This window comes from Pseudomonas sp. PLMAX (genome assembly GCF_046042685.1).
Classification (GTDB): Bacteria; Pseudomonadota; Gammaproteobacteria; order Pseudomonadales; family Pseudomonadaceae; genus Aquipseudomonas; species Aquipseudomonas putida_AE.
The window spans coordinates 1,526,658-1,547,966 of sequence record NZ_CP064949.1 but is presented as its reverse complement, the minus strand read 5'-3'; the positions used below and the strand labels follow the sequence as shown (position 1 = coordinate 1,547,966).

At 60.4% G+C, this 21,309-nt stretch carries 22 protein-coding genes; 7 read left to right on the top strand and 15 right to left on the bottom strand.

Annotation, left to right across the window (positions count from 1 at the left end; translation table 11 throughout):
• Positions 1-28: 28 nt before the first annotated feature.
• Positions 29-589 (bottom strand): cysteine hydrolase family protein, encoded by a 561-nt coding sequence (locus DKB71_RS07035; RefSeq protein ID WP_408599948.1) that lies wholly within the window; start codon positions 587-589, stop codon positions 29-31.
• A gap of 285 nt (positions 590-874) precedes the next feature.
• On the opposite strand from DKB71_RS07035, the gene DKB71_RS07030 reads away from it, so the two are divergent.
• Positions 875-1,285, top strand: coding sequence for a GNAT family N-acetyltransferase (locus DKB71_RS07030; protein ID WP_408599947.1), 411 nt, complete (start codon positions 875-877; stop codon positions 1,283-1,285).
• A 4-nt stretch (positions 1,286-1,289) separates the two neighbouring features.
• On the opposite strand, the gene def is transcribed toward DKB71_RS07030, so the two are convergent.
• From def to DKB71_RS07015, 3 genes are all read right to left on the bottom strand, one after another.
• A complete protein-coding gene (def, locus tag DKB71_RS07025; protein WP_130210077.1) occupies positions 1,290-1,829 on the bottom strand; it encodes a peptide deformylase in 540 nt (179 codons plus the stop codon).
• A 2-nt stretch (positions 1,830-1,831) separates the two neighbouring features.
• Positions 1,832-2,791, bottom strand: coding sequence for a YihY/virulence factor BrkB family protein (locus DKB71_RS07020; protein WP_274073398.1), 960 nt, complete (start codon positions 2,789-2,791; stop codon positions 1,832-1,834).
• 175 nt (positions 2,792-2,966) lie between these two features.
• Positions 2,967-3,158, bottom strand: a complete 192-nt coding sequence (locus DKB71_RS07015; protein ID WP_020798093.1) for a CsbD family protein — start codon at positions 3,156-3,158, stop codon at positions 2,967-2,969.
• 198 nt (positions 3,159-3,356) lie between these two features.
• On the opposite strand from DKB71_RS07015, the gene DKB71_RS07010 reads away from it, so the two are divergent.
• The gene (locus DKB71_RS07010) at positions 3,357-3,734 is read left to right on the top strand and encodes a hypothetical protein (protein WP_274073397.1); all 378 of its coding nucleotides are present in this window, start codon (positions 3,357-3,359) and stop codon (positions 3,732-3,734) included.
• Between the two features lie 89 nt (positions 3,735-3,823).
• On the opposite strand, the gene fadD1 is transcribed toward DKB71_RS07010, so the two are convergent.
• Both fadD1 and fadD2 read right to left on the bottom strand, forming a co-directional pair.
• A complete protein-coding gene (fadD1, locus tag DKB71_RS07005) occupies positions 3,824-5,521 on the bottom strand; it encodes a long-chain-fatty-acid--CoA ligase FadD1 (protein ID WP_274073396.1) in 1,698 nt (565 codons plus the stop codon).
• Positions 5,522-5,877: 356 nt separating this feature from the next.
• A complete protein-coding gene (gene fadD2 / locus DKB71_RS07000) occupies positions 5,878-7,566 on the bottom strand; it encodes a long-chain-fatty-acid--CoA ligase FadD2 (protein WP_323607235.1) in 1,689 nt (562 codons plus the stop codon).
• A gap of 226 nt (positions 7,567-7,792) precedes the next feature.
• Here fadD2 and DKB71_RS06995 point away from each other — a divergent pair, with 226 nt between their 5' ends.
• Both DKB71_RS06995 and DKB71_RS06990 read left to right on the top strand, forming a co-directional pair.
• Positions 7,793-8,737, top strand: a complete 945-nt coding sequence (locus DKB71_RS06995; RefSeq protein ID WP_408599946.1) for a lysophospholipase — start codon at positions 7,793-7,795, stop codon at positions 8,735-8,737.
• Between the two features lie 41 nt (positions 8,738-8,778).
• Entirely contained in the window at positions 8,779-9,249 is a 471-nt protein-coding gene (locus DKB71_RS06990) for a MaoC family dehydratase (protein ID WP_274073393.1), read from the top strand.
• Positions 9,250-9,315: 66 nt separating this feature from the next.
• Here the strand turns inward: DKB71_RS06990 and DKB71_RS06985 are convergent, their stop codons facing one another.
• The 4 genes from DKB71_RS06985 to DKB71_RS06970 all read right to left on the bottom strand — a co-directional run bounded on the left by DKB71_RS06985 (position 9,316) and on the right by DKB71_RS06970 (position 13,070).
• The gene (locus tag DKB71_RS06985; RefSeq protein ID WP_274073392.1) at positions 9,316-10,173 is read right to left on the bottom strand and encodes an HlyD family secretion protein; all 858 of its coding nucleotides are present in this window, start codon (positions 10,171-10,173) and stop codon (positions 9,316-9,318) included.
• A gap of 10 nt (positions 10,174-10,183) precedes the next feature.
• Positions 10,184-10,390, bottom strand: coding sequence for a DUF1656 domain-containing protein (locus DKB71_RS06980; protein ID WP_046816627.1), 207 nt, complete (start codon positions 10,388-10,390; stop codon positions 10,184-10,186).
• Complete coding sequence (locus DKB71_RS06975) at positions 10,377-12,365, bottom strand: FUSC family protein (protein ID WP_408599945.1); 1,989 nt, start codon at positions 12,363-12,365, stop codon at positions 10,377-10,379. The genes DKB71_RS06980 and DKB71_RS06975 overlap by 14 nt, the downstream gene beginning before the upstream one ends.
• Positions 12,366-12,602: 237 nt before the next feature.
• Entirely contained in the window at positions 12,603-13,070 is a 468-nt protein-coding gene (locus tag DKB71_RS06970) for a ferritin-like domain-containing protein (protein ID WP_408599944.1), read from the bottom strand.
• Positions 13,071-13,273: 203 nt separating this feature from the next.
• Between DKB71_RS06970 and DKB71_RS06965 the strand changes: the two genes are divergently transcribed.
• Positions 13,274-13,510: a DUF3820 family protein gene (locus tag DKB71_RS06965; protein WP_408599942.1), complete on the top strand. Its 237-nt coding sequence runs from the start codon at positions 13,274-13,276 to the stop codon at positions 13,508-13,510.
• Positions 13,511-13,523: 13 nt separating this feature from the next.
• Positions 13,524-14,705: an aminotransferase class V-fold PLP-dependent enzyme gene (locus DKB71_RS06960; protein WP_408599941.1), complete on the top strand. Its 1,182-nt coding sequence runs from the start codon at positions 13,524-13,526 to the stop codon at positions 14,703-14,705.
• Positions 14,706-14,900: 195 nt separating this feature from the next.
• On the opposite strand, the gene DKB71_RS06955 is transcribed toward DKB71_RS06960, so the two are convergent.
• From DKB71_RS06955 to zwf, 3 genes are read right to left on the bottom strand one after another with little or no spacing between them, the layout of a single operon-like run.
• Entirely contained in the window at positions 14,901-15,566 is a 666-nt protein-coding gene (locus DKB71_RS06955; RefSeq protein WP_408599940.1) for a bifunctional 4-hydroxy-2-oxoglutarate aldolase/2-dehydro-3-deoxy-phosphogluconate aldolase, read from the bottom strand.
• A gap of 17 nt (positions 15,567-15,583) precedes the next feature.
• Positions 15,584-16,297 (bottom strand): 6-phosphogluconolactonase, encoded by a 714-nt coding sequence (pgl, locus tag DKB71_RS06950; RefSeq protein ID WP_323607238.1) that lies wholly within the window; start codon positions 16,295-16,297, stop codon positions 15,584-15,586.
• Positions 16,284-17,753, bottom strand: coding sequence for a glucose-6-phosphate dehydrogenase (zwf, locus tag DKB71_RS06945; protein ID WP_274073387.1), 1,470 nt, complete (start codon positions 17,751-17,753; stop codon positions 16,284-16,286). The genes pgl and zwf overlap by 14 nt, the downstream gene beginning before the upstream one ends.
• Before the next feature lie 226 nt (positions 17,754-17,979).
• Between zwf and DKB71_RS06940 the strand changes: the two genes are divergently transcribed.
• Positions 17,980-18,840, top strand: a complete 861-nt coding sequence (locus tag DKB71_RS06940) for a MurR/RpiR family transcriptional regulator (RefSeq protein ID WP_173668879.1) — start codon at positions 17,980-17,982, stop codon at positions 18,838-18,840.
• 142 nt (positions 18,841-18,982) lie between these two features.
• Here the strand turns inward: DKB71_RS06940 and DKB71_RS06935 are convergent, their stop codons facing one another.
• Both DKB71_RS06935 and DKB71_RS06930 read right to left on the bottom strand, forming a co-directional pair.
• Complete coding sequence (locus tag DKB71_RS06935) at positions 18,983-19,837, bottom strand: D-hexose-6-phosphate mutarotase (RefSeq protein WP_408599939.1); 855 nt, start codon at positions 19,835-19,837, stop codon at positions 18,983-18,985.
• A 113-nt stretch (positions 19,838-19,950) separates the two neighbouring features.
• The gene (locus tag DKB71_RS06930) at positions 19,951-21,297 is read right to left on the bottom strand and encodes a carbohydrate porin (RefSeq protein ID WP_274073385.1); all 1,347 of its coding nucleotides are present in this window, start codon (positions 21,295-21,297) and stop codon (positions 19,951-19,953) included.
• Between the last annotated feature and the right edge of the window lie 12 nt (positions 21,298-21,309).

The following is a 21,309-nucleotide window of genomic DNA, read 5'->3' as shown; positions in this document are numbered from 1 at the left end:
CTGATCGGTAGGAGCTGCGATGCGGCTCCTACAAAGCTTTATCCAGAATATGTGCGGTGCTGACGACCGTGGCGTACTCGCCATGCAAGTTGCCCAGCGACATCGCATGGACCTCTTCGGCGCAGTGGGCATTGCCGAAAAAGTCGGCCTTGTCGAAGGTAAAGCAGGCATCCTCCGCTACCCAGGTGTCAAACCCCAGATTGCCTGCGGTGCGCGCCGTGGATTCCACCGAGTTGTGCGTCGCTACGCCGACGATGACCAATTGCTCGATCCCCGCCTTACGTAAAACCGCCTCCAGCCCCGTGGAACAAAACGCATCCGGCACCTGTTTTTGAATGTGTCGTTCGCCTGCCGCTGGCTGAAACCGCGACTGAAATTCCACCCCGGATTGCTCGGGCCAGAACACTGAATCCTCTGACCTGGACAAATGCTGCACGTGGATCACCGGCCTGGCGCTGTGGCGCCAGTGGGCCAGCAGTTCCAGCATGCGTTCTTCGGCGTGGGGATTGTTCCGGCGACCGAGTTTCGGCTGCAGGATGCCTTTCTGTTGGTCGATGATGATCAGCGCCGCGTTTGTCTTGAGCTCCATGCCGGCCTTTCTCCCTCGGGTCATTGGCTGTACCGCTCCCATCTTGCATGGGAGCGGTCATCAGCACCAGATCAATGACCGAACACGCCCACCTTCTTGGCTTTCTTTTCCGTGCGCTTTTCGATCGCCGATTTCAGCGGTTTTTTCTTCGCTGCTTTCTTTGAATCCATACCTTTGGACATGATGCGTACTCCACTGACTGGGGATGTGAGATCAGGTATACACCTATCGCCGCCGGCGTGTTCTTTTATAATCGCAGGCTTTGCGCACCGACAGTCCCAGACCATGCCCGATACCCTGTACACCCGGCTCGACGAGCCGTTATGGCCATTGATGAACAAGTTTTATCGCGCCCACCAATCGTCGATGAAGGCGGTTCGCGACGCACAATTGTGGGTGGCGCGGCGCGACGGGATCGTCGGTGCGCTGTGTTTGCGGCCGGTGTCCGGCGGGTTTTGGCTGACCGGGCTGTTTGTCGACCCGGCCTGTCGCGAACAGGGTGTCGCGGGCGCATTGATCGCCGCAGCGATCAACCAGGTTGAAAGACCGGTATGGCTGTTCTGTCATCCGGACTTGCGGGAGTTCTATCAGCGTCGTGGCTTCGTCTTCGATCCGCCGATGCCTTACGCCCTGGTCGAGCGCCTGAGTCGATACGCGCGCAGCAAGCCGATGATTGCCATGGGCCTTGCGCGGTAACGGATCAGTCGTCTGCGTTGGGATCCAGATCCGGGAACATCACCTCGGTAAACCCGAACTTGCTGAAATCGCTGATGCGCGACGGGTACAATCGACCGATCAGGTGATCGCACTCATGCTGCACCACCCGCGCATGAAAGCCCGAAGCGATGCGCACGATCGGCTCACCCTTGGGGTCGAAGCCTTCGTAGCGGATGTGTTGATAGCGATCCACCGCACCGCGCAGCCCAGGCACCGACAGGCAACCTTCGAAACCTTCTTCCAAAGTCGGGCTCAGCGGCGTGATCAGCGGATTGATCAGGATGGTCTGCGGCACCGCTTCGGCGTCCGGGTACCGTTCGCTGTGCTCGAAGCCGAAGATCACCAGTTGCAGGTCGACGCCGATCTGAGGCGCGGCCAGGCCGACCCCGCCAACGCTTTCCATGGTCTGGAACATGTCGTCGATCAGTTGCCACAACTCGGGGCTGTCGAACATCTCGGCCGGCACCGGCGGGGCAATGCGCAACAGGCGCTCATCGCCCATCTTCAGAATTTCACGAATCATGGTCAGGTTTCGTCTATGGTCGGTTTCGGTTGTGAGTGATCGCGGCCCAGTCCCGATACGTGCTGTTTTTCCTCATGCACGGGGCCATGCTCGCCGGGGACCTTTTCGCCAGGGTCCTTGCCCTCTCGCGACATGTGCTCGATCACCGCATTCATCTCCGCGCCCAGCAGCAACACCGCGGCGGAGATGTAGAAGTACAGCAACAGCACAATGATCGCGCCGATACTGCCATACATGGCGTTGTAGTTGGCGAACTCCTTGACGTACAGACCGAAGCCCAGCGACGCGATGATCCACACCACCACCGCCAGGACCGAGCCGGGCGTGATGAAGCGAAACTCCTGCTTGACGTCAGGCATGACGTAATAGATCAGCGCCACGGCGACCATCAGCAGGATCACGATCACCGGCCAGCGTGCAATGGTCCAGAGGGTGACGATGAAGTACTCGAGACCGACTTGCGCAGCGATCCAGCCCATCACTTGTGGGCCGAGCACCATCAGCGCGGCGGCGATCAAAAGCATGCCGGCGATGCCGACGGTGTAGATGATCGACAAGGGAAAACGCTTCCACGCCGGACGGCCTTCGACCACATCGTAGGCGGCGTTCATCGCGCTCATCATCAGCCGCACGCCGGCCGACGCGGTCCACAGGGCAATCACGATACCCACCGACAGCAGGCCACCCTTGGATTGCTGGAGCTGGTCGATCACCGGGTTGACCTGCTCCAGCGCCTGGGGCGGCAACACCAGTTCCGACTGCAGGCGCAGCCAGGAAAAGAAGTCCGGCAGGTGCAGGAAACCGATCAGGGCGATCAGGAACAGAATGAAGGGGAACAGCGAAAACAGCATCTGATACGCCAGCGCCGAGGCATAGGTCGACATTTCGTCGTCGACGAATTCAGTGACCGTGCGCATCATCACACGGTGCATGGGCAGACCTTTCATGTCCGGAAAAATCATTAGCGTCTCCATTCGCCGCAATCAGGATGGGTTGAAGTCATGGCGACTCAGGGGCTGTTTTCTACATCAAAAGTAGATTACCTGGCGACTTTGAAACAATTTCCCTGCTCAAGTTCAGGCTGACATAAAAACGGCCATCCGTGGATGGCCGTCGCTGTCACCAATCAAGGCCGAATCAGGCCTTGTCGACACCTTTTTTAACAGCGTCCTTGGCTTTGCCCACTGCTTGTTGAGCTTCGCCTTTCTTTTCCTGCACCACGCCTTCGGCGCGCATCTTGTCATTACCGGTGGCCTTGCCAACGCCTTGCTTGACGTTGCCGGCTGCTTCGTTGGCCATGCCTTTTACTTTATCGCCTGTGCTGCTCATGGTGTTTCTCCCGAACAATATTGATGAATAAAGTGGTTACAGAAGGTTGACCGGAGGCGTTTGCACGGAGTTTCATTTATTTTTACCGCGACATTTCATCGATCCGGGCAGGTTGGGCTTTATGTTTACCGGCCAACCCCCGAGAATGCGCAACGTATTCAGGCCCCGGCGCTGAAGATCCAATTTTGTAGGAATGTTATGAAAATCGATAAAAAGCAGGCCATTGCCCGCAGAAACCTGGAACTGGGCGGTGCTGTGCTTGGCGTCAACAACTGCCATTTCACCGAACTGAACCGCAACCGCAACATCTGGTGGTTCGATATCCCGGTGACGCGCCTGGCCGTTGGTCAGTACGAGTGGATTCACCTGCTGATGCACACCCCGGACACCGACCAACTGCTGCACCTGAAAGTGCCGACCGTGTTCCTGCGCGAGAAGCTCGAAGGCCTGGTGGTACGCAACGAAGGCAAGCGCAAGGCGGCATTGAGCCTGGAACTGAGCGCCGACAAGGATTCCTTCCTGCAGGACATGCGCCCGGCGGGCACCAACGTCAATTTCGCGCCGTTCCGCCAATAATCGAAAAGACCGCAGCCCTGTAGGAGCTGCCGAAGGCTGCGATCTTTTGATCTTCAACAAAAAGCCCCGCATCTGCGGGGCTTTTTGTTTTACGCGGCGTTCTTCGCCTTGATCTTCTTCAACTCTTCATCGCGCAACTCACGACGCAGGATCTTGCCGACGTTGGTGGTTGGCAGCGCATCGCGGAACTCCACGGAGCGCGGAACCTTGTAGCCGGTGACATTGGCGCGCATGTGCTCCATCACCTGTTCCTTGGTCAGGGTCACGCCCGGTTTGGCGACGATGAAAATCTTGATCGCTTCCCCCGACTTCTCGTCCGGCACGCCGATGGCCGCGCACTGCAGAACGCCCGGCAGGGTCGCCAGCACGTCTTCCAGTTCGTTCGGGTACACGTTGAATCCGGAGACCAGGATCATGTCTTTCTTGCGATCGACAATGCGCATGTAGCCGTCAGGCTGGATCAGCGCGATGTCACCGGTCTTCAACCAGCCTTCGCTGTCGAGGATTTCATCGGTGGCTTCCTGGCGCTGCCAGTAACCCTTCATCACCTGCGGACCTTTCACACAGAGTTCGCCGATTTCGCCCATTGGCTGTTCGACACCAGCATCGTCGACAATTTTGCACAGGGTCGACGGCACCGGAATGCCAATGGTACCGATCTGGATCTTCTGGATCGGGTTGACCGTGGCCACCGGGCTGGTTTCGGTCATGCCGTAACCTTCGCAGATGGCGCAACCGGTGACCGCTTTCCAGCGCTCCGCCGCCGCCAGTTGCAGGGCCATGCCGCCGGACAGGGTGACTTTCAACGCCGAGAAATCCAGCTTGCGGAAGCCTTCGTTGTTGCACAGGGCCACGAACAGGGTGTTGAGGCCGACGAAACCGCTGAACTTCCACTTCGACAGTTCCTTGACCATCGCCGGCAGGTCGCGCGGGTTGCTGATCAGGATGTTGTGGTTGCCGATCAGCATCATCGCCATGCAATGAAAGGTGAACGCATAGATATGGTACAGCGGCAGCGGCGTGATCAGGATCTCGCAACCTTCATTGAGGTTGGAGCCCATCAGTGCCTTGCACTGCAGCATGTTCGCCACCAGGTTGCGGTGGGTCAGCATAGCGCCCTTGGCCACGCCAGTGGTGCCGCCGGTGTATTGCAGCACTGCGACATCGCTGCTGGCCGGGTTGGCTTCAGTCACGGGTTGGCCATGGCCCTTGCTCAACACGTCGTTGAACTTCACCGCTTTTGGCAAGTGATAGGCCGGCACCATCTTCTTCACGTACTTGATCACGCTGTTGATCAGCAGACGCTTGAGCGGTGGCAACAGGTCCGCCACTTCCGTGACGATGACGTGCTTGACCCCGGTTTTCGGCACCACGGTTTCAGCCAGGTGCGCCATGTTAGCCAGGCAAACCAGGGCTTTGGCACCGGAGTCATTGAACTGGTGTTCCATTTCCCGCGCGGTGTACAGCGGGTTGGTATTGACCACGATCAGCCCGGCGCGGATGGCACCGAAGACGGCAACCGGGTACTGCAGCACGTTCGGCAGCTGCACGGCGATTCGATCGCCCGGCTGCAAATCGGTATGCTGTTGCAGGTACGCGGCAAAGGCACCGGACAATTCGTACAGCTCACCGTAGGTGATAGTCCTGCCCAGGTTGCTGAATGCCGGTTTGTTGGCGAAGCGTTGGCAGGATTGCTTCAACACTGCCTGAATATTCGGGTACTCGTCTGGATTGATGTCGGCAGCAATTCCAGCTGGGTACTTATCCTTCCAAAAGTCTTCGATCATGGAAGCCCACTCCTCAGCAACGCGAATTCAGCACCGCATTTGATGCGATTATTATTGGTGTTTGGTTATTGGTGAATCTGGGCTTTCATACAGGCCGAGAAGCACAAAACGCGCCGAGAGTAGCAGCTTTGCCAAGGGTCGCCTAGAGCCAAAAGCGGCCTCTACAGTCACAATTGTGACTCAAGAATGACAAGCGGTCATTTTAGAGCAAAAAACCTATATCGCCTTGAAACCCCCGAAAATCGGGGGCTCAAAACAAAAGATCGCAGCCTTCGGCAGCTCCTACAGGGGAATGTGATTCCTGTAGGAGCTGCCGAAGGCTGCGATCTTTGGAGAGCGCCCCGCTCTACAACCTGTTACGCGATATCCCGCAACTCCCGCCGCAGAATCTTGCCCACCGGCGTCATCGGCAACGACTCACGCAGGACGATGTGCTTGGGCACCTTGTACGCCGTGAAGTTTTCCTTGCAGTAGGCCTTCAGCTCTTCAAGGCTGACCCCCGCCTCACGGGCCACCACGAACAACTTCACCGCCTCGCCCGAACGCTCGTCCGGCACACCGATCACCGCGCAGTTGGCGACTTTCGGGTGAGCCATGACCACGTCTTCGATTTCGTTCGGGTACACGTTGAAACCCGAGACGATGATCATGTCCTTCTTGCGATCGACGATGCGCACGAAGCCGTCCGGGTCGATCACCGCGATGTCGCCGGATTTGAACCAGCCCTCGCTATCCAGCACTTCGTTGGTCGCCTCGGGTTTCTGCCAGTAGCCCTTCATGATCTGCGGGCCCTTGATGCACAGCTCGCCACGCTCGCCCAATGGCTGCTCGACGCCTTCGTCGTTGATCACCTTCAGCGTGGTGCCCGGCACCGGCAGGCCGACCGTGCCGATGCGCGACTGGTCGCCATAGGGGTTGGTGCAGGCCACCGGCGAAGTTTCGGTCAGGCCGTAGCCTTCGGTGATGCGGCAACCGGTCAGTTGCTCCCAGCGCTCGGCCGTGGCCTTGACCAGCGCGGTGCCGCCGGAGTTGGTGAGCTTGAGGCTGGAGAAGTCCAGGGTCTTGAAGTCCGGGTGGTCCATCAGCGCGACGAACAGCGTGTTGAGCCCCAGCAATGCCGAGAACCGCCAGTTCTTCAGCTCCTTGATGAAAGCGCCGATGTCCCGGGGATTGGTGATCAGCACGTTGTGATTGCCGGTCACCATCATGCACATGCAATTGGCCGTGAATGCATAGATGTGGTACAGCGGCAGCGGCGCGATCATCACCTCCTGGCCTTCGCGCAGCAGCGGCCGGCCGTCGGCCGCGAACTGGCCGAGACAGGCCCGGGCCTGCTGCATGTTGGCCACCAGGTTGCCGTGGGTCAGCATCGCGCCCTTGGCCAGGCCGGTGGTGCCGCCGGTGTATTGCAGCACGGCGATGTCGTTGAGGCCTGCCTTCAACCCCTTGATGCCCAGGCCGCGGCCCATGCGCAACGCACTCTTGAAGGAAATCGCCTGGGGCAAGGAATAGGCCGGGACCATTTTCTTCACCTTGCTCACCAGCGTGTTGACCAGCCAGCCCTTGGCGGCCGGCATCAGGTCGCCCATCTTCGCTTCGATCAGGTACTGGATGTCGGTGTCGGGCAGCACTTCCTGGACTTTCTGCCCGAACATGTTCAGGTACACCAGTGCCCGGGCGCCGGAATCCTTGAACTGGTGACGCATCTCCCGCGCGGTGTACAGCGGGTTGGTGTTGACCACGATCAGCCCGGCGCGCAAGGCGCCGAACACGGCGATGGGGTATTGCAGGACGTTGGGCATCTGCACCGCGATGCGATCCCCCGGCACCAGGTCGGTATGGGCTTGCAGGTAACCGGCGAACGCGGCGCTGTAGCGTTCCAGTTCGGCGTAGGTCAGGGTGACGCCCATGTTGGTGAAGGCCGGGCGATCTGCGAACTTCTTGCAGGAACGCTCGAACACCTCGATGACCGACTTGTATTCAGCGACATCAATGTCCAGGGGGACGCCGGCCGGGCGTTTGTCATTCCAGAAATCAGGTTGCATTGTTCTTGTCCTCTTTACCTGAACCGATCCGGGGCCGCTGATCTGTCATTTCTCAAATACAGAACGCGGAGCTTCACGGACACTAGCAGCTATGGCGAATCAGGCAAATATGGGCAAGGGCGTCATAGACCGTGTGAATCTTCCCGCCGTGGCGTGGGCTGATGCCAGCGCCGTTATGCGCTATACAATGCAACCACCCCGCGCCCATGCATGGAAAGGAATCGCCATGATCCACGACACGTTCTGGCTGACCGCCAGTGACCGCAGCCGCCTCTTCGTCAACCAGTGGCTACCTGCTGGCAGCCCCAGGGCCGTGATCCTGCTGGCCCACGGCATGGCAGAACACAGCGGTCGCTACGGGCGCCTGGCGGAAAAACTCTGCGAACAGGGCTACGGCGTCTACGCGCCGGACCTGCGTGGACATGGCAAAACTGCCGAAAACGGGACGCTCGGACACTTCGCCGACAGCGATGGCTGGGCCAAGGTAGTGGGCGACCTGGCGTGCCTCAACCAGCACCTCGGCCAGCAGCACCCCGGGACCCCGATTGTGTTGCTGGGGCACAGCATGGGCAGCTACATCGCCCAGGCCTATCTGTTGCATCACAGCGCCAGCCTGCACGGGGCCATTCTCAGCGGTTCGAACTTCCAGCCCGTGGCCCTTTATCGGGCGGCCCGCCAGATCGCGCGTATCGAACGTCTGCGCCAGGGCCCCAAGGGCCGCAGCGCCCTGATCGAATGGCTGTCGTTCGGCTCGTTCAACAAGAAATTCAAACCGGCGCGCACCCGCTTCGACTGGCTCAGCCGTGACCCGGTCGAGGTCGACCTGTACGCCAGCGATCCGCTGTGCGGCTTTCGCTGCACCAACCAGCTGTGGATCGATTTACTCGGCGGCTTGCAGCAAATCAGCAAAGCGTCCAATCTCGCCCAGATCGATCCGGGCCTGCCGCTGCTGGTGATCGGCGGCGAATGTGATCCGGTGAGTGAGGGCAAGCGTCTGAATGATCTGGCCAACGCGCTGCGCGAGGCTGGCAGCCAGAGCCTGCAACTGACCGTTTACCCGCAGGCACGGCACGAACTGTTCAACGACATCAACCGCGATGAAGTGACGAGCGACGTGTTGGCCTGGATCAACCAGGCGTTGAGCAATCCGCGACCACAGCGAACCGAATAGTTTTTTGTGAATTTTTTAATTCGTCACAGGAATCCAGACACATGACCCAGGTTACCAACACCCCTTACGAAGCCCTCGAAATCGGCCAGACCGCCAGCTTCAGCAAAACCGTTGAAGAGCGCGACATCCAGCTGTTCGCCGCCATGTCCGGCGACCACAACCCGGTGCACCTGGACGCCGAATACGCCGCGACCACCATGTTCAAGGAACGTATCGCCCACGGCATGTTCAGCGGTGCGCTGATCAGTGCCGCGGTCGCCTGCGAGCTGCCTGGGCCGGGCACCATCTACATCGGCCAGCAGATGAGCTTCCAGAAGCCGGTGAAGATTGGCGACACCCTGACCGTGCGCCTGGAAATCCTCGAGAAACTGCCGAAGTTTCGTGTGCGCATTGCCACTCGCGTGTTCAACCAGCGCGACGAGCTGGTGGTGGATGGCGAGGCGGAGATCCTGGCGCCGCGCAAGCAACAGTCGGTGACTTTGACCGAGTTGCCGGCGATCAGTATCGGTTGATTACGTTAAAAGATCGCAGCCTCGTTTCACTCGACAGCTCCTACAAGGCTGCGATCTTTTGATTTTTCAAGGCTCCTGCACCTGCACGCTCGCCGTCATCCCCGCACTCAGGTTGAGCCCTTCCGGCAACTTGTCCAGCTTGATCCGCACCGGAATCCGTTGCGCCAGCCGCACCCAGTTGAACGTCGGCTCGACTTCCGCCAGCAACTGCCCATCCGGCGTGGTATTGCGGTCGGTAATCCCCCGGCTGATGCTTTCCACCGTCCCCTGCAAAGCGTCCCCGGCGCTCATCAACCAGACTTTCACCGGGTCGCCGACGCGAATCCGCGGCAGCTTGGTTTCTTCGAAGTACGCCTGCACATAGAAGGTCGAGTCGTCGATCAAGGCCATGACTGACTGCCCGGCGTTCACATAGTTGCCCTGGGCCAGGCGCAGGTTGGTGATGTGGCCGTTGCGCGGGGCGTGGATCTGGCTGCGGTCGAGATTGATTTGTGCGGCCTTGGCTTCGGCCTGGGCCTCGCGCAATTCGCCCCGGGCGATGCCGGCGTTGATCTGCGCATTTTCCCGCAGCTCGGCACTGATCGCCTGCGGCCCGAGACTGGCGCGTCGGCTGGCTTCGCGCTCGCGCAGATTGAGTTGCTGCTGGCGGGTCTGCACCACCGCCTGGGCCTTCTCCAGCGCTGCCTCGAAACGATCGCGGTCGATGCTCAGCAACAGGTCGCCGGCCTTTACTTCCTGGTTGTCGTGGACCTTGAGCTCACGCACCCAGCCCGACACATCCGGGGAAATCACCACCACATCGGCACGGATGCGCGCGTCCCGGGTCCAGGGGGTCAGCATGTAGTACTGCCACAGATGGACGCCGGCAAAAATCGCCACGGCCACCAGGCACAGGGTGACGGCTACACGTACGGGGGTACGCATGTTCAACTCCTTATAAAGGTCCGAGGACGACGGTGATCACGGTCAATACACAGACGTACAAGGCGCAATCGAATAATGCTTCATGCCAGATCCAGCGGCTCACCGGGGTCAGGCGCAATAACAGGCGCAAGGCGCCGGTGACCAGCAGTGCCAGCACCAGGTAAATCAGGAATGGGCTGAGCAGCACGCCGCCCACCGACCACTCACGCAAGCCCATGAATTTCCTCCTGCTGGCGGCACCAGGCGCGCCAGCTGTTTTGCAATTGCAGCACCGCGCCCTGGGCCAGCTTCAGCGCATCGCTGGGGGGCAAGGCGTACAGGGTTTGCAGCAACGCTTCGCTGGGTTCGGCCAAGGCCTCGGCGCGACTGCCGGCAGGGCCCTGGCGCAGGACATTTTCCAGGTCGTCGAGATAACGCCGCTGCGGCGCCGTGACCGGTACCTGCGCCACCGCCAGGCTCAAGCGCAGGTGCAGCAATTCGTCGCCGATGTCCAGGCCGAGCAGGCCGTCGTCCCAGCGACTGCGCGCCGGTTCCGGCAGTTCCGGATAGTGCCGAGCCAGTTGCAGCAAACGGTCGGCCATGCGCCCGCCGAACCAGCTTTCGGCACCGGCCAGGTTGCGCCGGGTCAGGCGCACCAGGTCGTCCAGGGTTGCCACCAGCAAACGTCGGCCATGCCAGGTCGGGTTGCGCAGGATCAGCAAATGGAACGCCAGCACCGCCGCACCGACGCCGATCACCATGGCCTGGGCACTGTTGAAGAAGGTCGCGACGCCGAACTGCATCTGGTTCAGCGGGGCCACCAGCACAATGAAATGCAGGCAGAACGAAGTGGCCGTGGCGCCGATCTGCGGCTTGGCCATGCCCAGCGCGCCGAAAAACAGCGGCACGCCCATGCCCAGGCAGAGCATGGCGAAACTGCTCCATTGCGGCAGCAAAATCTGCCCGACGACAAACGCCGCCGGAATGGCCAGGAAAATACCGCGCATGAAACTCATGCCGATCTGCGCGCCGTTCTCGCGGCTGGCAAACAGGCTGCACACCACGCAGGTCAACACCAGTGCACCCGCCGCGGCGGGCCAGGCGGTTGCCAGCCAGAAGCACGACACCACCAGGAAGGCCAAGGCGCTGCGGGCGCCGAAGACCAGGGCTAACGACAGGTCGCGGTGCGGCGTCAGGGTTCTCGGCGGAACCACTGCGTCACGGCCCTCCTCCACCGCTTTCAGCGCCGCATTGGCCGCCATGGCGGTGTCCATCAACAAAGTGAAACGGACCAGGCAATAACTCTGCGCAGAACTGATGTGCGGGTCATGGGAAGCATCGAGCAAACGCGGGCGCAAGGCTTGCAGGATCGCGGCATCGGCACTGCCCAGCGCCTCCTGGACCTCGTTCATCCACGGCAACAACTGCTCGGACTCCTGCGGTTCCAACTGCTTCCACTGCCGGCGCACCGAACGGGCAATGCGCAACAGCATCAACAGCTTCTGGCTCAAACCGCTGATGGCCCGCGCACGTTGGCGTCCCTGGCCGCCTTCGAACCAGGCGTGTTCGCGCTGGGCGTCCACCGCGACGATTCGTCCGAGGATTTCCAGCAGGCCTTTGCGCGCCTGGCCATCGCCAGCCAGGGTCGCCCGCGCGGCATTGATCCCGCTTTGCCAGGCGGCCCGGGCCTGCTCGGCCAATTGGCGTTCCACCCGCAGCGGCCAGATCAAGGCACTGCTGACCGTGGCGCAGATAATCCCCAGGCTGATTTCCGTGCAACGCGCCACGGCCTGATCGAACACCGTCAACGGATGGTTGATGGCCGGCAAGGCAATGATCGCCACCGTGTAACCGGCCAGCACGAATGAATAGGACCAGGCGCTGCGCAGCAGTGTTGAACTGGCGGTACACAGCCCGAGCCACAACGCCAGGGCCAGCAGGAACAGCCAGGGAGTCTGGGCAAAGACGCCCATGAACACCACCGACATGATCGTCCCGACCAATGTCCCCAACAGTCGCGCCAGGCCTTTTTGCAGGACCATCCCGGACAACGGCTGGGCCACGATGAAGGCCGTCATCAACGCCCAGGCCGGTTGCTCCAGGCCCCAGCGCAACGCGAGCCACAGCGCCACGCCCCCGCCGATCAGGGTCTTGATCGCGAATTGCACGGCGCGCAGGTCAGGCGCGAACAAAGCCTGCAGGGTGATAGGCACTAAATGGACTCTCGAGAGGACGATTTAACGATAGACGGCTTCTCCCACGACCTCTCATAAAACGCGGATTCTGTAGGAGCTGCCGAAGGCTGCGATCTTTTGATCTTGCTCTTCAGCGGGTTCAAAGCCGCCAAAAGATCGCAGCCTTCGGCAGCTCCTACAAGGGTTTTTGCGGTGTTATTCACAGGGCACAAAAAAACGCCAGGCTGGCTGGCGTTTTTGACAGCTTACGAACGCTTACGAGCGTGCGCGAGCCTGGTTACGCAGGGCTTTCACCTGATCGTGATTGCGCTGTACGCCGTGGTACTGACGCTCAACCACATCGCGAATACTTACCAGGTTGTGCTTGCTGATTTTTTCAATGGCGTCCTTGTAAGCCTTCTTCGCATGGTCTTCACCACGCTCGGCTTCATTCAACACAGCCTCTTCGTCCTTGCCGGTGAACATCGACTTCACGTCGACCCAGCGACGGTGCAGATCACCGCTAACACTGGTGGAAGTTTCCGGATCGCCACCCATCGAGCGTACGAGGCTCTGCAGTTCAGCGGCAGCGCGTGCGCAATCGGCAGAACGTTCCACGAACAGGGTTTTGAGTTCAGGTTGTTTGATGTCTTCAGCGCAAGTCTTGAACCCTTCCTGACCGTCCTTGCAGGTTTCGATCAGGTCGTTGAGTACAGAAATCGCTTCTTTATTCATGTCGGTCATTTTCAATTCCTCGCGGGTTGATGAAAGATGCAATAGCTATTGCACTGGTCATGCCAGCCCGGAATTGATTGGTAATTCGTTATTTTTCAATTACTTAGAATTTATCCTAAAACCTGTATCCGTTTTATTTGCATGATCTGTCATTTGGCCTGCATGCAGAATGCCTGTATTTTCCAGACTGATTGATTCAAGACGGCCGATTGATGAACCCTGAAAAGCTCGAATTACTGATTACCCGGCAAATGCCATTCGGCAAATACAAGGGCCGCATCATCGCCGACCTGCCGGGCCCCTACCTCAACTGGTTCGCCCGGAAAGGTTTTCCCCACGGCGAATTGGGCGGGCTGCTGGCCCTGATGCAGGAAATCGATCACAACGGCTTGTCCGAGTTGCTCGAGCCCTTGCGCGCCAAACATGGCAAACCCGCACCCCGTCATTGAACCGAGTAACCCCATGCCCGATAACACCCGCCGCGCCCGTGATGAAGCATTCTGGAAAACCTTTGCCGACCGCTACGCTGTGCAACCCGGCCCGATCAACCTGGAAAACGGTTACTTCGGCCGTATGTCGCGCACGGTGGTCGAGGAATATCAGCGCAACATCGAACTGATCAACCGCAGCAACTCGGTCTATGTGCGCCAGCGTTTCGAACAGGGCGAGAGCCAGAAGATCAGCGCGCAGGTAGCCGGGTTGGTTGGCGTTGCCGCAGAAAGCGTCGCCCTCACCCGCAACGCGACGGACGGTTTGCAATCGTTGATCCGCAACTACAACCTTCTACAGCCAGGCGACCAGGTACTGTTCAGCGATCTGGAGTACGACACGGTCAAGGGCGCCATGCGCTGGCTGGCGCGCCACCGCGGCGTTGAAGTGGTCGAGATCGAACACCGGCATCCCGCCAGTTTCGACAGCCTGCTAGGCACTTATCGCGAAGCCTTCGCGCGTTATCCGCGGCTCAAGCTGATGGCCCTGACCCACGTCACCCACCGCACGGGCCTGGTGATGCCGGTCCAGGCGATTGCCGCCGCCGCCAAAGAACATGGCATCGACGTGATTCTCGACGGCGCCCATGCGCTGGGCCAGTTCGAGTTCGACCTCGCTGAGCTGGGCATCGACTTCGCCGCCTACAACCTGCACAAGTGGATCGGTGCGCCGCTGACCCTGGGCTTCGTCCATATCGCCCCCGAGCGCCTGGCCGACATCGACCCGGACATGGGCGAGATGCATTTCCCGGCCACCGACATCCGCGCCCGCACGCCGTACAGCACACCGAACATTCCGGCCTTGCTCACCCTGCCGCTGGTCATCGAGGAGCATCATGCGATGGGCGGTGCCGCCGCCAAGGGTGCGCGACTCAACTACTTGCGCAACCTGTGGGTGAGGCCGGCACGGGAGCTGCCGGGCATCGAAGTGATGACGCCGGATGACCCACGGTTGTATTGCGGCATCACGTCGATGCGCTTTACTGCGCATGCCGATCAACAGCCGATGGTCGAACGCCTGCTCAAGGACTACAACCTGTTCACCGTGGTGCGCAGCGGGGCGGCGTGTGGGCCGTGTATTCGTATCACGCCGGGGCTGACGACTACGGCGGCGGATATGATGGTGTTGACGTCGGCGTTGACTGAGTTGCGCTGAGATTACTGTGGGAGCGGGCTTGCTCGCGATGGACGTTAACGATAACGCGGGTTGCCTGGCACCCCGCGTTGTTCCCAGGTTTTTCGCGAGCGAGCTCGCTCCTACAGGTTTTTTTTGCGGGCAAAAAAAACGGTGCACCGACCAAGCGCACCGTAAAGCCGTAAAGCACACAACGAAGTGTTGGGGTGAAGCTGATCAGTCCAGCAGCGCCAGGGCCTCGGCGGTGCATTCCTGAATGCGGGCCCAGTCGCCGTTCTTGATCCACTCCGGATCAAGCATCCAGCTACCGCCCACGCACATGACGTTCTTCAATGCCATGTAGCTCTTGATGTTGGACGGACCCACGCCGCCGGTCGGGCAGAATTTCACTTCGCCGAACGGGCCGCCCAGGGCCTTGATGGCCGCGACGCCGCCGCTGACTTCCGCCGGGAACAGCTTGAAGCGGCGATAGCCCAGGCCGTAGCCTTCCATGATGCCCGAGGCATTGCTGATGCCTGGCAACAGGGGAATCGGGCTGGCGACGCTGGCTTCGAGCAGGTCACGGGTGATGCCTGGCGTGACGATGAACTGCGAACCCGCAGCTTCGGCCGCGGCCAGCATGTGCCGATCCAGCACGGTGCCGGCACCGGTCACCAGCTCCGGACGCTGCTCACGCAGCACCTGGATGGCCTTGAGGCCGAACTGCGAGCGCAGGGTCACTTCCAGGGCGGTCAGGCCACCGGCCGCGAGGGCATCGGCCAGCGGCAGGATGTCCTGCTCGCGGGCAATGGTAATGACCGGCAGGATCCGCGCCTTGGCGCAGAGGCTGTCGATCAGGGCAACTTTGTCCGCCATGGAAACGGTCGGGGATGGGTTTGTCATAGCGGCTGTTCCTTGGCTCATGGGCACCAGTAAATCTCTAACGTGGGTTGCAAAAACGCGCGAATCGGCAGTGCGGCGACATCGTCACCGGCCAGTGCGGTATCCAGGGTGGTCAGCTTGGACTGACCGGAAATCGACAGAATCTTGTGTTTGGCCGAGGCCAGCAGCGCACGACTCATGGTCAGGCGCTGACGCGGCACGGTGGGTGCCAGCATCGGGTAACAACGACGGGTCCCGTCAGCCTTCAAGGCTTCGGCCAGGTTCGGGCTGCCGGGGAACAGCGACGCGGTGTGGCCGTCATCGCCCATGCCCAGCACCAGCACGTCGATCACCGGTAGCTCGGAAAGCAAACGGTCGGCGTGATCGGCGGCCTGTTCAAGGTTGGCGCTGGCGCTGTACAGGCTCAGGAACTGCGCTTTGGCCGCAGGCCCCTGCAACAGATATTTCTTCAGCAGGCCGGCATTGCTGTCGGCGTGCTCTACCGGCACCCAGCGTTCATCGGCGAGGCTGACCACCACGTTCGACCAGTCCAGCGCCTGCTTGGCCAGGTGCTGGAAAAACGCCACCGGGCTGCGACCACCGGAGACCACCAGGGTCGCCGTGCCCTGGGCTTCAATGGCATCGCTCAGGTGCTTGGCCACATTCAGTGCCAGGCTTTCAGCCAGCAGCACCGGGCTCTTGAACGCATGGGCGCTGACGCCCTGCGGCAGTTTCAAATCAGATATCGCCATACCACGACCTCCCATCCCGCGTGATCAGAGCAATGGAGCTCATCGGTCCCCAGGACCCGGCCGCGTACGGCTTGGGTGCATCACCGGATTTTTTCCACCCGGCGATCAACTGGTCACACCACTTCCACGCGGCTTCGATTTCATCTTTGCGGACAAACAGGTTCTGATTGCCGCGCATCACTTCCAGCAACAACCGCTCGTAGGCATCGGGAATCCGTGCGCTGCGCCAGGTGTCGGAAAAATTCAGCTGCAACGGACCGCTGCGCAGCTGCATGCCCTTGTCCAGGCCTTGTTCCTTGGTCATCACCCGCAAGGAAATGCCTTCGTCCGGTTGCAGGCGGATAATCAGCTTGTTGCTGATCTGCAGGCGCTGCTCGGGAGCGAAGATGTAGTGCGACGGTTCCTTGAAGTGGATGACGATCTGCGACAGCTTCTGCGGCATGCGTTTGCCGGTACGCAGGTAAAACGGCACGCCGGCCCAGCGCCAGTTGCGGATGTCGGCACGCAGGGCGACGAACGTCTCGGTGTCGCTCTGGGTGTTGGAATTGGGTTCTTCCAGGTATCCGGGCACCGGTTTGCCTTCGCTGTAGCCGGCGATGTACTGGCCACGCACCACCTGGGTGGTCAGGCCTTCCGGGCTGATCGGTGCCAGTGCCTTGAGCACTTTGACTTTCTCGTCGCGGATGCTGTCGGCGGACAGGTCGGCCGGCGGGTCCATGGCGATCAGGCAAAGCAGTTGCAGCAGGTGATTCTGGATCATGTCCCGCAGCTGGCCGGCCTTGTCGAAGTAGCCCCAGCGGCCTTCGATGCCGACCTTCTCGGCCACGGTGATTTCCACGTGGGAGATGTAGTTCTGGTTCCACTGGGTTTCGAACAGGCTGTTGGCAAAACGCAGGGCGATCAGGTTCTGGACGGTCTCTTTGCCCAGGTAGTGGTCGATGCGATAGGTGCGGTTCTCCGGGAAGAACTGCGCCACGGCGTCATTGACCTTGCGCGAGGACTCCAGGTCCGAACCGATGGGTTTTTCCAGTACCACGCGGGTGTTTTCCGCCAGGCCGACCTTGGCCAGGTTCTCGCAGATCGCCCCGTAGACGGCTGCCGGTGTGGCGAAATAGGCGATGACCCGTTGCGCGCTGCCGGCCACTTCAGCCAGGGCCACATAGTCTTCGGACTTGAGGAAGTCGACGTGCAGGTAGCTCAGGCGTGCGAGGAAGCGCTCAAGCACGGCTTCGTCCAGCTCCTTGGCACCGACGTAGCGGCGCAGCTCGGACGTAATGAACGCCAGGTGCTCCTGTTCGCTGCCAGGCTCCCGGGCCAGCGCGATGACCCGCGTGTCCTCGTGCAAGAGGCCTGCGCCGTCGAGTTGATAAAGGGCAGGAAACAGCTTGCGCAGGGCCAGATCGCCCAAGGCGCCGAACAAGGCGAAGGTGCACGGTTCAACCGTAATCGAAGGCATGATGTTTGTTCTTTTATCAAGTTAAGCTACAAATACCTTTTTTCAAGGCTTCACTCAAGGGAAAATGTAGTAATAACCACAACATTTTCGCAAAATACAGATTCCGTGTGGTGGTCGGTCGGAGCCATCAGTAGGATAGGCCACCGTTATGGGCCACACCAAAGGCCCTTTTTGCATTAGCCGCGCGCTTATCGGCGCAGGTGTAAAGGATACTTATATGGACCGCGTGCGAAATTTACTGGAGCAAATCCAGAGTCGCCTTGAAGAGCTGAACAAGGCCGAACGCAAAGTGGCCGAGGTGATCCTGCTCAACCCGCAGCAGGCCACCCGCTTCAGCATCGCCGCCCTCGCCCAGGCGGCGTCCGTCAGCGAACCGACGGTCAACCGTTTCTGCCGTTCGTTCGGCGTAAGCGGTTACCCCGAGCTCAAGCTTCAGTTGGCCCAGAGCCTGGCCAGTGGCGCGGCCTATGTCAGCCGTGCGGTCGAGGCGGATGACAACCCTGAAGCCTATACCAAGAAGATTTTCGGCAGCGCCATCGCCTCCCTGGACAGTGCCCTGCAGGCGCTGGACCCGAACCTGATCAGCCGCGCCGTCGACCTGTTGATCCAGGCCCGGCAGATCCACTTCTTCGGCCTCGGCGCCTCGGCTCCGGTGGCGCTGGATGCGCAGCACAAGTTCTTCCGCTTCAACCTCGCCGTGACCGCCCATGCCGATGTGCTGATGCAGCGCATGATTGCCTCGGTGGCGCACACCGGCGAGTTGTTCGTGATTATTTCCTACACCGGCCGCACCCGCGAACTGGTGGAAGTGGCACGCATTGCCCGGGAGAACGGTGCTTCGGTGCTGGGCCTGACTGCAGAGAACTCGCCCCTGGCCAAGGCCAGCACCTTGAGCCTGAACATTCCGCTGCCGGAAGACACCGACATCTACATGCCGATGACTTCGCGGATCATCCAGCTGACCGTGCTCGATGTGCTCGCCACTGGCATGACCTTGAGGCGCGGGGTGGATTTCCAGCCGCATTTGCGCAAGATCAAGGAGAGCTTGAATGCCAGCCGGTATCCGGTGGGCGACGAGTTCAACTAGTCAGGTTTGATTTCTTTGCGGCCTGTCAGACCGTCTTCGCGAGCAAGCCCGCTCCCACATTTGATCCGGTTTCTTCAGTTGGAATGCGGTCGAATGTGGGAGCGGGCTTGCTCGCGAAGAGGCCAGCGGCAACACCACAAAATCATGCCCCCACCCGCGCCTGCAAACTCAAATGCGCCCGCTCCCCAGGCTTCAGGCACAGGCTGTCGGTGCCGCCACTCGCCGCCTCTACACAAACGAATTCGGATATCTCGCTCCAACTCACCCCCAGCAACGGCCGCGAACCCGGATGCCACACAACCGTGTCAGCGCTGGCGCCCGTATCGATGCACAACGCCCGCTCCCAGGCGTGATCGTTAAGCTGTAACTCACCGTCATGCTGGAACACCCGCTGGCAGCCACCTTCGACGCGCAACTCGCCTTCCTGCTGGCAAACCTGCCGGTTCAACTGGTCGTAACCCTGCGCGCCATCGAGCCCAGACAGCGCTACCTCACCGACATCACCAATACGCCAGTAAGCGTGCAAAGCCTGGCTCAACTGGCACGGCATGTCGTCCTGATGCTCGGTGCTCAGGCGCAAATCCATGCGTTCCCCCAGGTGCGCATGCAGGTCTACCTGCCAGTCGCACAGCTCCAGCTGCCAGTGCAGGCGCACGCCATCGTCATCGTTACTGCTGTCGATCAGTTTCCAGTCGAGTAAACGCGCCCAACCGTGGGACGGCCAGGCGTTTTCGCTCGGGTGGCGGCCGTACCATGGCCAGCACACCGGCACGCCTCCGCGAATGGCCCCGACCTGCGGCCACTTCGCCGCGCACCACAGCCAGGGTTTCTGGCCCTTGGGCTGGAAGTGCAGCAACTGCGCACCCTGGCGACTGAACACCGCCTGACACAGCGGATGATCGATCACCAGCACGTCGCGCTTCTGATAGCGCTCCCACGCGAACACCGGCCGTTCACGCAAGGATTTGAAGAAGCGTTGTAGCGGATGCTCAAGCATGTGCCACGGTCCTGAAAATCATCTGTTACCGGGGTGCGCCGCCGGCAAAAAAAAGCGGACAGCCTTGGCCGTCCGCAAAATGCGCACATGGTGAGGAGCTTATCGCAGTCGCGTTAGAACACCGACTGAATTTTCAGGCCGGCGACCAAAGCGTCATCGACTTCATCCACACCGCCCGGGTGAGTGATGTATTGCAGGTTGGGACGCACGGTCAGCCAGTTGGTCACGTGGAAGCCGTAGTTGAGCTCGTAGTTGTATTCGGTGTCGCGCAGCGGCGAGAACAGCGGATCGTTGTAATCGCTGACACCATTGGAGGCGTTGACCAGCTCGGCGTTTTTCTTCACGTCATCGTTGACATGGATGCGGGCGAAACCGATCCCCATGTCATCTTTCGGACGTGCATCGAACGGGCCTTTGTAGACGAACATCAGCGACTGGTAGTTGTCGACGATGTTGGTGTCCTTGTCGTGGAACGTCGCGTTGGCGGCGATGTTCAGACCGCGGGTCGCGTCACCGTTATGGCTGGTGAGTTGCTGTTGCGCCACGAACCAGTAGCCGTGCTTGCTGCTGTGGCTGCGATAGGCGTTGCCGCTGGTGGCCGCGTTGTTGCCGTTGTCGTCTTCAAGCACGTCATCGGCGCTGGCGGTGCTTTTGTAGTAACCAACACGGTATTCGCCCGGCAACTTGCCTGGGTTGGGCAACCACACCAGTTCCACCGGCAGGACGGTGCCTTCGGTACCGCTGCCGCTGAGCTTGAAGCCGTTGCCGTGCTCCAGTTGCGACGGGTTCTGGTTGTACGCGCCGATCTGCGCATACCACTCGGGCGAGAAGTTGTACTTCACGCGGATCGCCGCCTGGCTGACCGGCCAGTTGTACCAGATGTTGGTGGCCCAGTTGCCCACCTGGGAGCCGCAGAACGCCAGGTTCTGGAATTCGCAGGGGAAGGTGTTGAAGTCTTCACCTTCACCGAAGTAACCGGCCTTGATGTCGAGTTTGTTGTCGAAGAACTGATGCTTGATCCACAGTTGGGTCAGCCGGACCATGTGCCCACGGCCGTAGACTTCCTGGGAGGAACTCAAGGTGCCGGCACGCGGGTCGCCGATGCGATCGTTGGAGATGTTCTCACCGTTACGGTTGGTGAGCTGGATCTTGGCCTGGGTGTTGTCCCAGCCGAACAGTTTCTCCAGGTCCAGCGCCGCCCCCAGGCCGAACTGGTCACTGTAGCGTGCGGTCTTGTCATCGTTGAAACCGCCATCGAGGTTGCCGCCCACTTCACCGACGTAGTCCATCTTGATGTCGATGCCCTGCTCGATCAGCCTGGTCCGCTCACCACCCCAATCGCCCGTCATCCATTCGGAATCGGCGCTGAACGCATCAGCCGCGTGCACGCTACCGGCCAGCATCATTGCCGCAATCGCCGATAACTGGCAGATAAGCTGAGCGTTGTTGTTCTTCTTCATCCCTACATCCTC

Bases quoted from the DNA above. Each gene is read 5' to 3' on its own strand.
- DKB71_RS07035 (WP_408599948.1), bottom strand. From the start codon at position 589: ATGGAGCTCAAGACAAACGCGGCGCTGATCATCATCGACCAACAGAAA.
- DKB71_RS07030 (WP_408599947.1), top strand. From the start codon at position 875: ATGCCCGATACCCTGTACACCCGGCTCGACGAGCCGTTATGGCCATTG.
- def (WP_130210077.1), bottom strand. From the start codon at position 1,829: ATGATTCGTGAAATTCTGAAGATGGGCGATGAGCGCCTGTTGCGCATT.
- DKB71_RS07020 (WP_274073398.1), bottom strand. From the start codon at position 2,791: ATGATTTTTCCGGACATGAAAGGTCTGCCCATGCACCGTGTGATGATG.
- DKB71_RS07015 (WP_020798093.1), bottom strand. From the start codon at position 3,158: ATGAGCAGCACAGGCGATAAAGTAAAAGGCATGGCCAACGAAGCAGCC.
- DKB71_RS07010 (WP_274073397.1), top strand. From the start codon at position 3,357: ATGAAAATCGATAAAAAGCAGGCCATTGCCCGCAGAAACCTGGAACTG.
- fadD1 (WP_274073396.1), bottom strand. From the start codon at position 5,521: ATGATCGAAGACTTTTGGAAGGATAAGTACCCAGCTGGAATTGCTGCC.
- fadD2 (WP_323607235.1), bottom strand. From the start codon at position 7,566: ATGCAACCTGATTTCTGGAATGACAAACGCCCGGCCGGCGTCCCCCTG.
- DKB71_RS06995 (WP_408599946.1), top strand. From the start codon at position 7,793: ATGATCCACGACACGTTCTGGCTGACCGCCAGTGACCGCAGCCGCCTC.
- DKB71_RS06990 (WP_274073393.1), top strand. From the start codon at position 8,779: ATGACCCAGGTTACCAACACCCCTTACGAAGCCCTCGAAATCGGCCAG.
- DKB71_RS06985 (WP_274073392.1), bottom strand. From the start codon at position 10,173: ATGCGTACCCCCGTACGTGTAGCCGTCACCCTGTGCCTGGTGGCCGTG.
- DKB71_RS06980 (WP_046816627.1), bottom strand. From the start codon at position 10,390: ATGGGCTTGCGTGAGTGGTCGGTGGGCGGCGTGCTGCTCAGCCCATTC.
- DKB71_RS06970 (WP_408599944.1), bottom strand. From the start codon at position 13,070: ATGACCGACATGAATAAAGAAGCGATTTCTGTACTCAACGACCTGATC.
- DKB71_RS06965 (WP_408599942.1), top strand. From the start codon at position 13,274: ATGAACCCTGAAAAGCTCGAATTACTGATTACCCGGCAAATGCCATTC.
- DKB71_RS06960 (WP_408599941.1), top strand. From the start codon at position 13,524: ATGCCCGATAACACCCGCCGCGCCCGTGATGAAGCATTCTGGAAAACC.
- DKB71_RS06955 (WP_408599940.1), bottom strand. From the start codon at position 15,566: ATGACAAACCCATCCCCGACCGTTTCCATGGCGGACAAAGTTGCCCTG.
- pgl (WP_323607238.1), bottom strand. From the start codon at position 16,297: ATGGCGATATCTGATTTGAAACTGCCGCAGGGCGTCAGCGCCCATGCG.
- zwf (WP_274073387.1), bottom strand. From the start codon at position 17,753: ATGCCTTCGATTACGGTTGAACCGTGCACCTTCGCCTTGTTCGGCGCC.
- DKB71_RS06935 (WP_408599939.1), bottom strand. From the start codon at position 19,837: ATGCTTGAGCATCCGCTACAACGCTTCTTCAAATCCTTGCGTGAACGG.
- DKB71_RS06930 (WP_274073385.1), bottom strand. From the start codon at position 21,297: ATGAAGAAGAACAACAACGCTCAGCTTATCTGCCAGTTATCGGCGATT.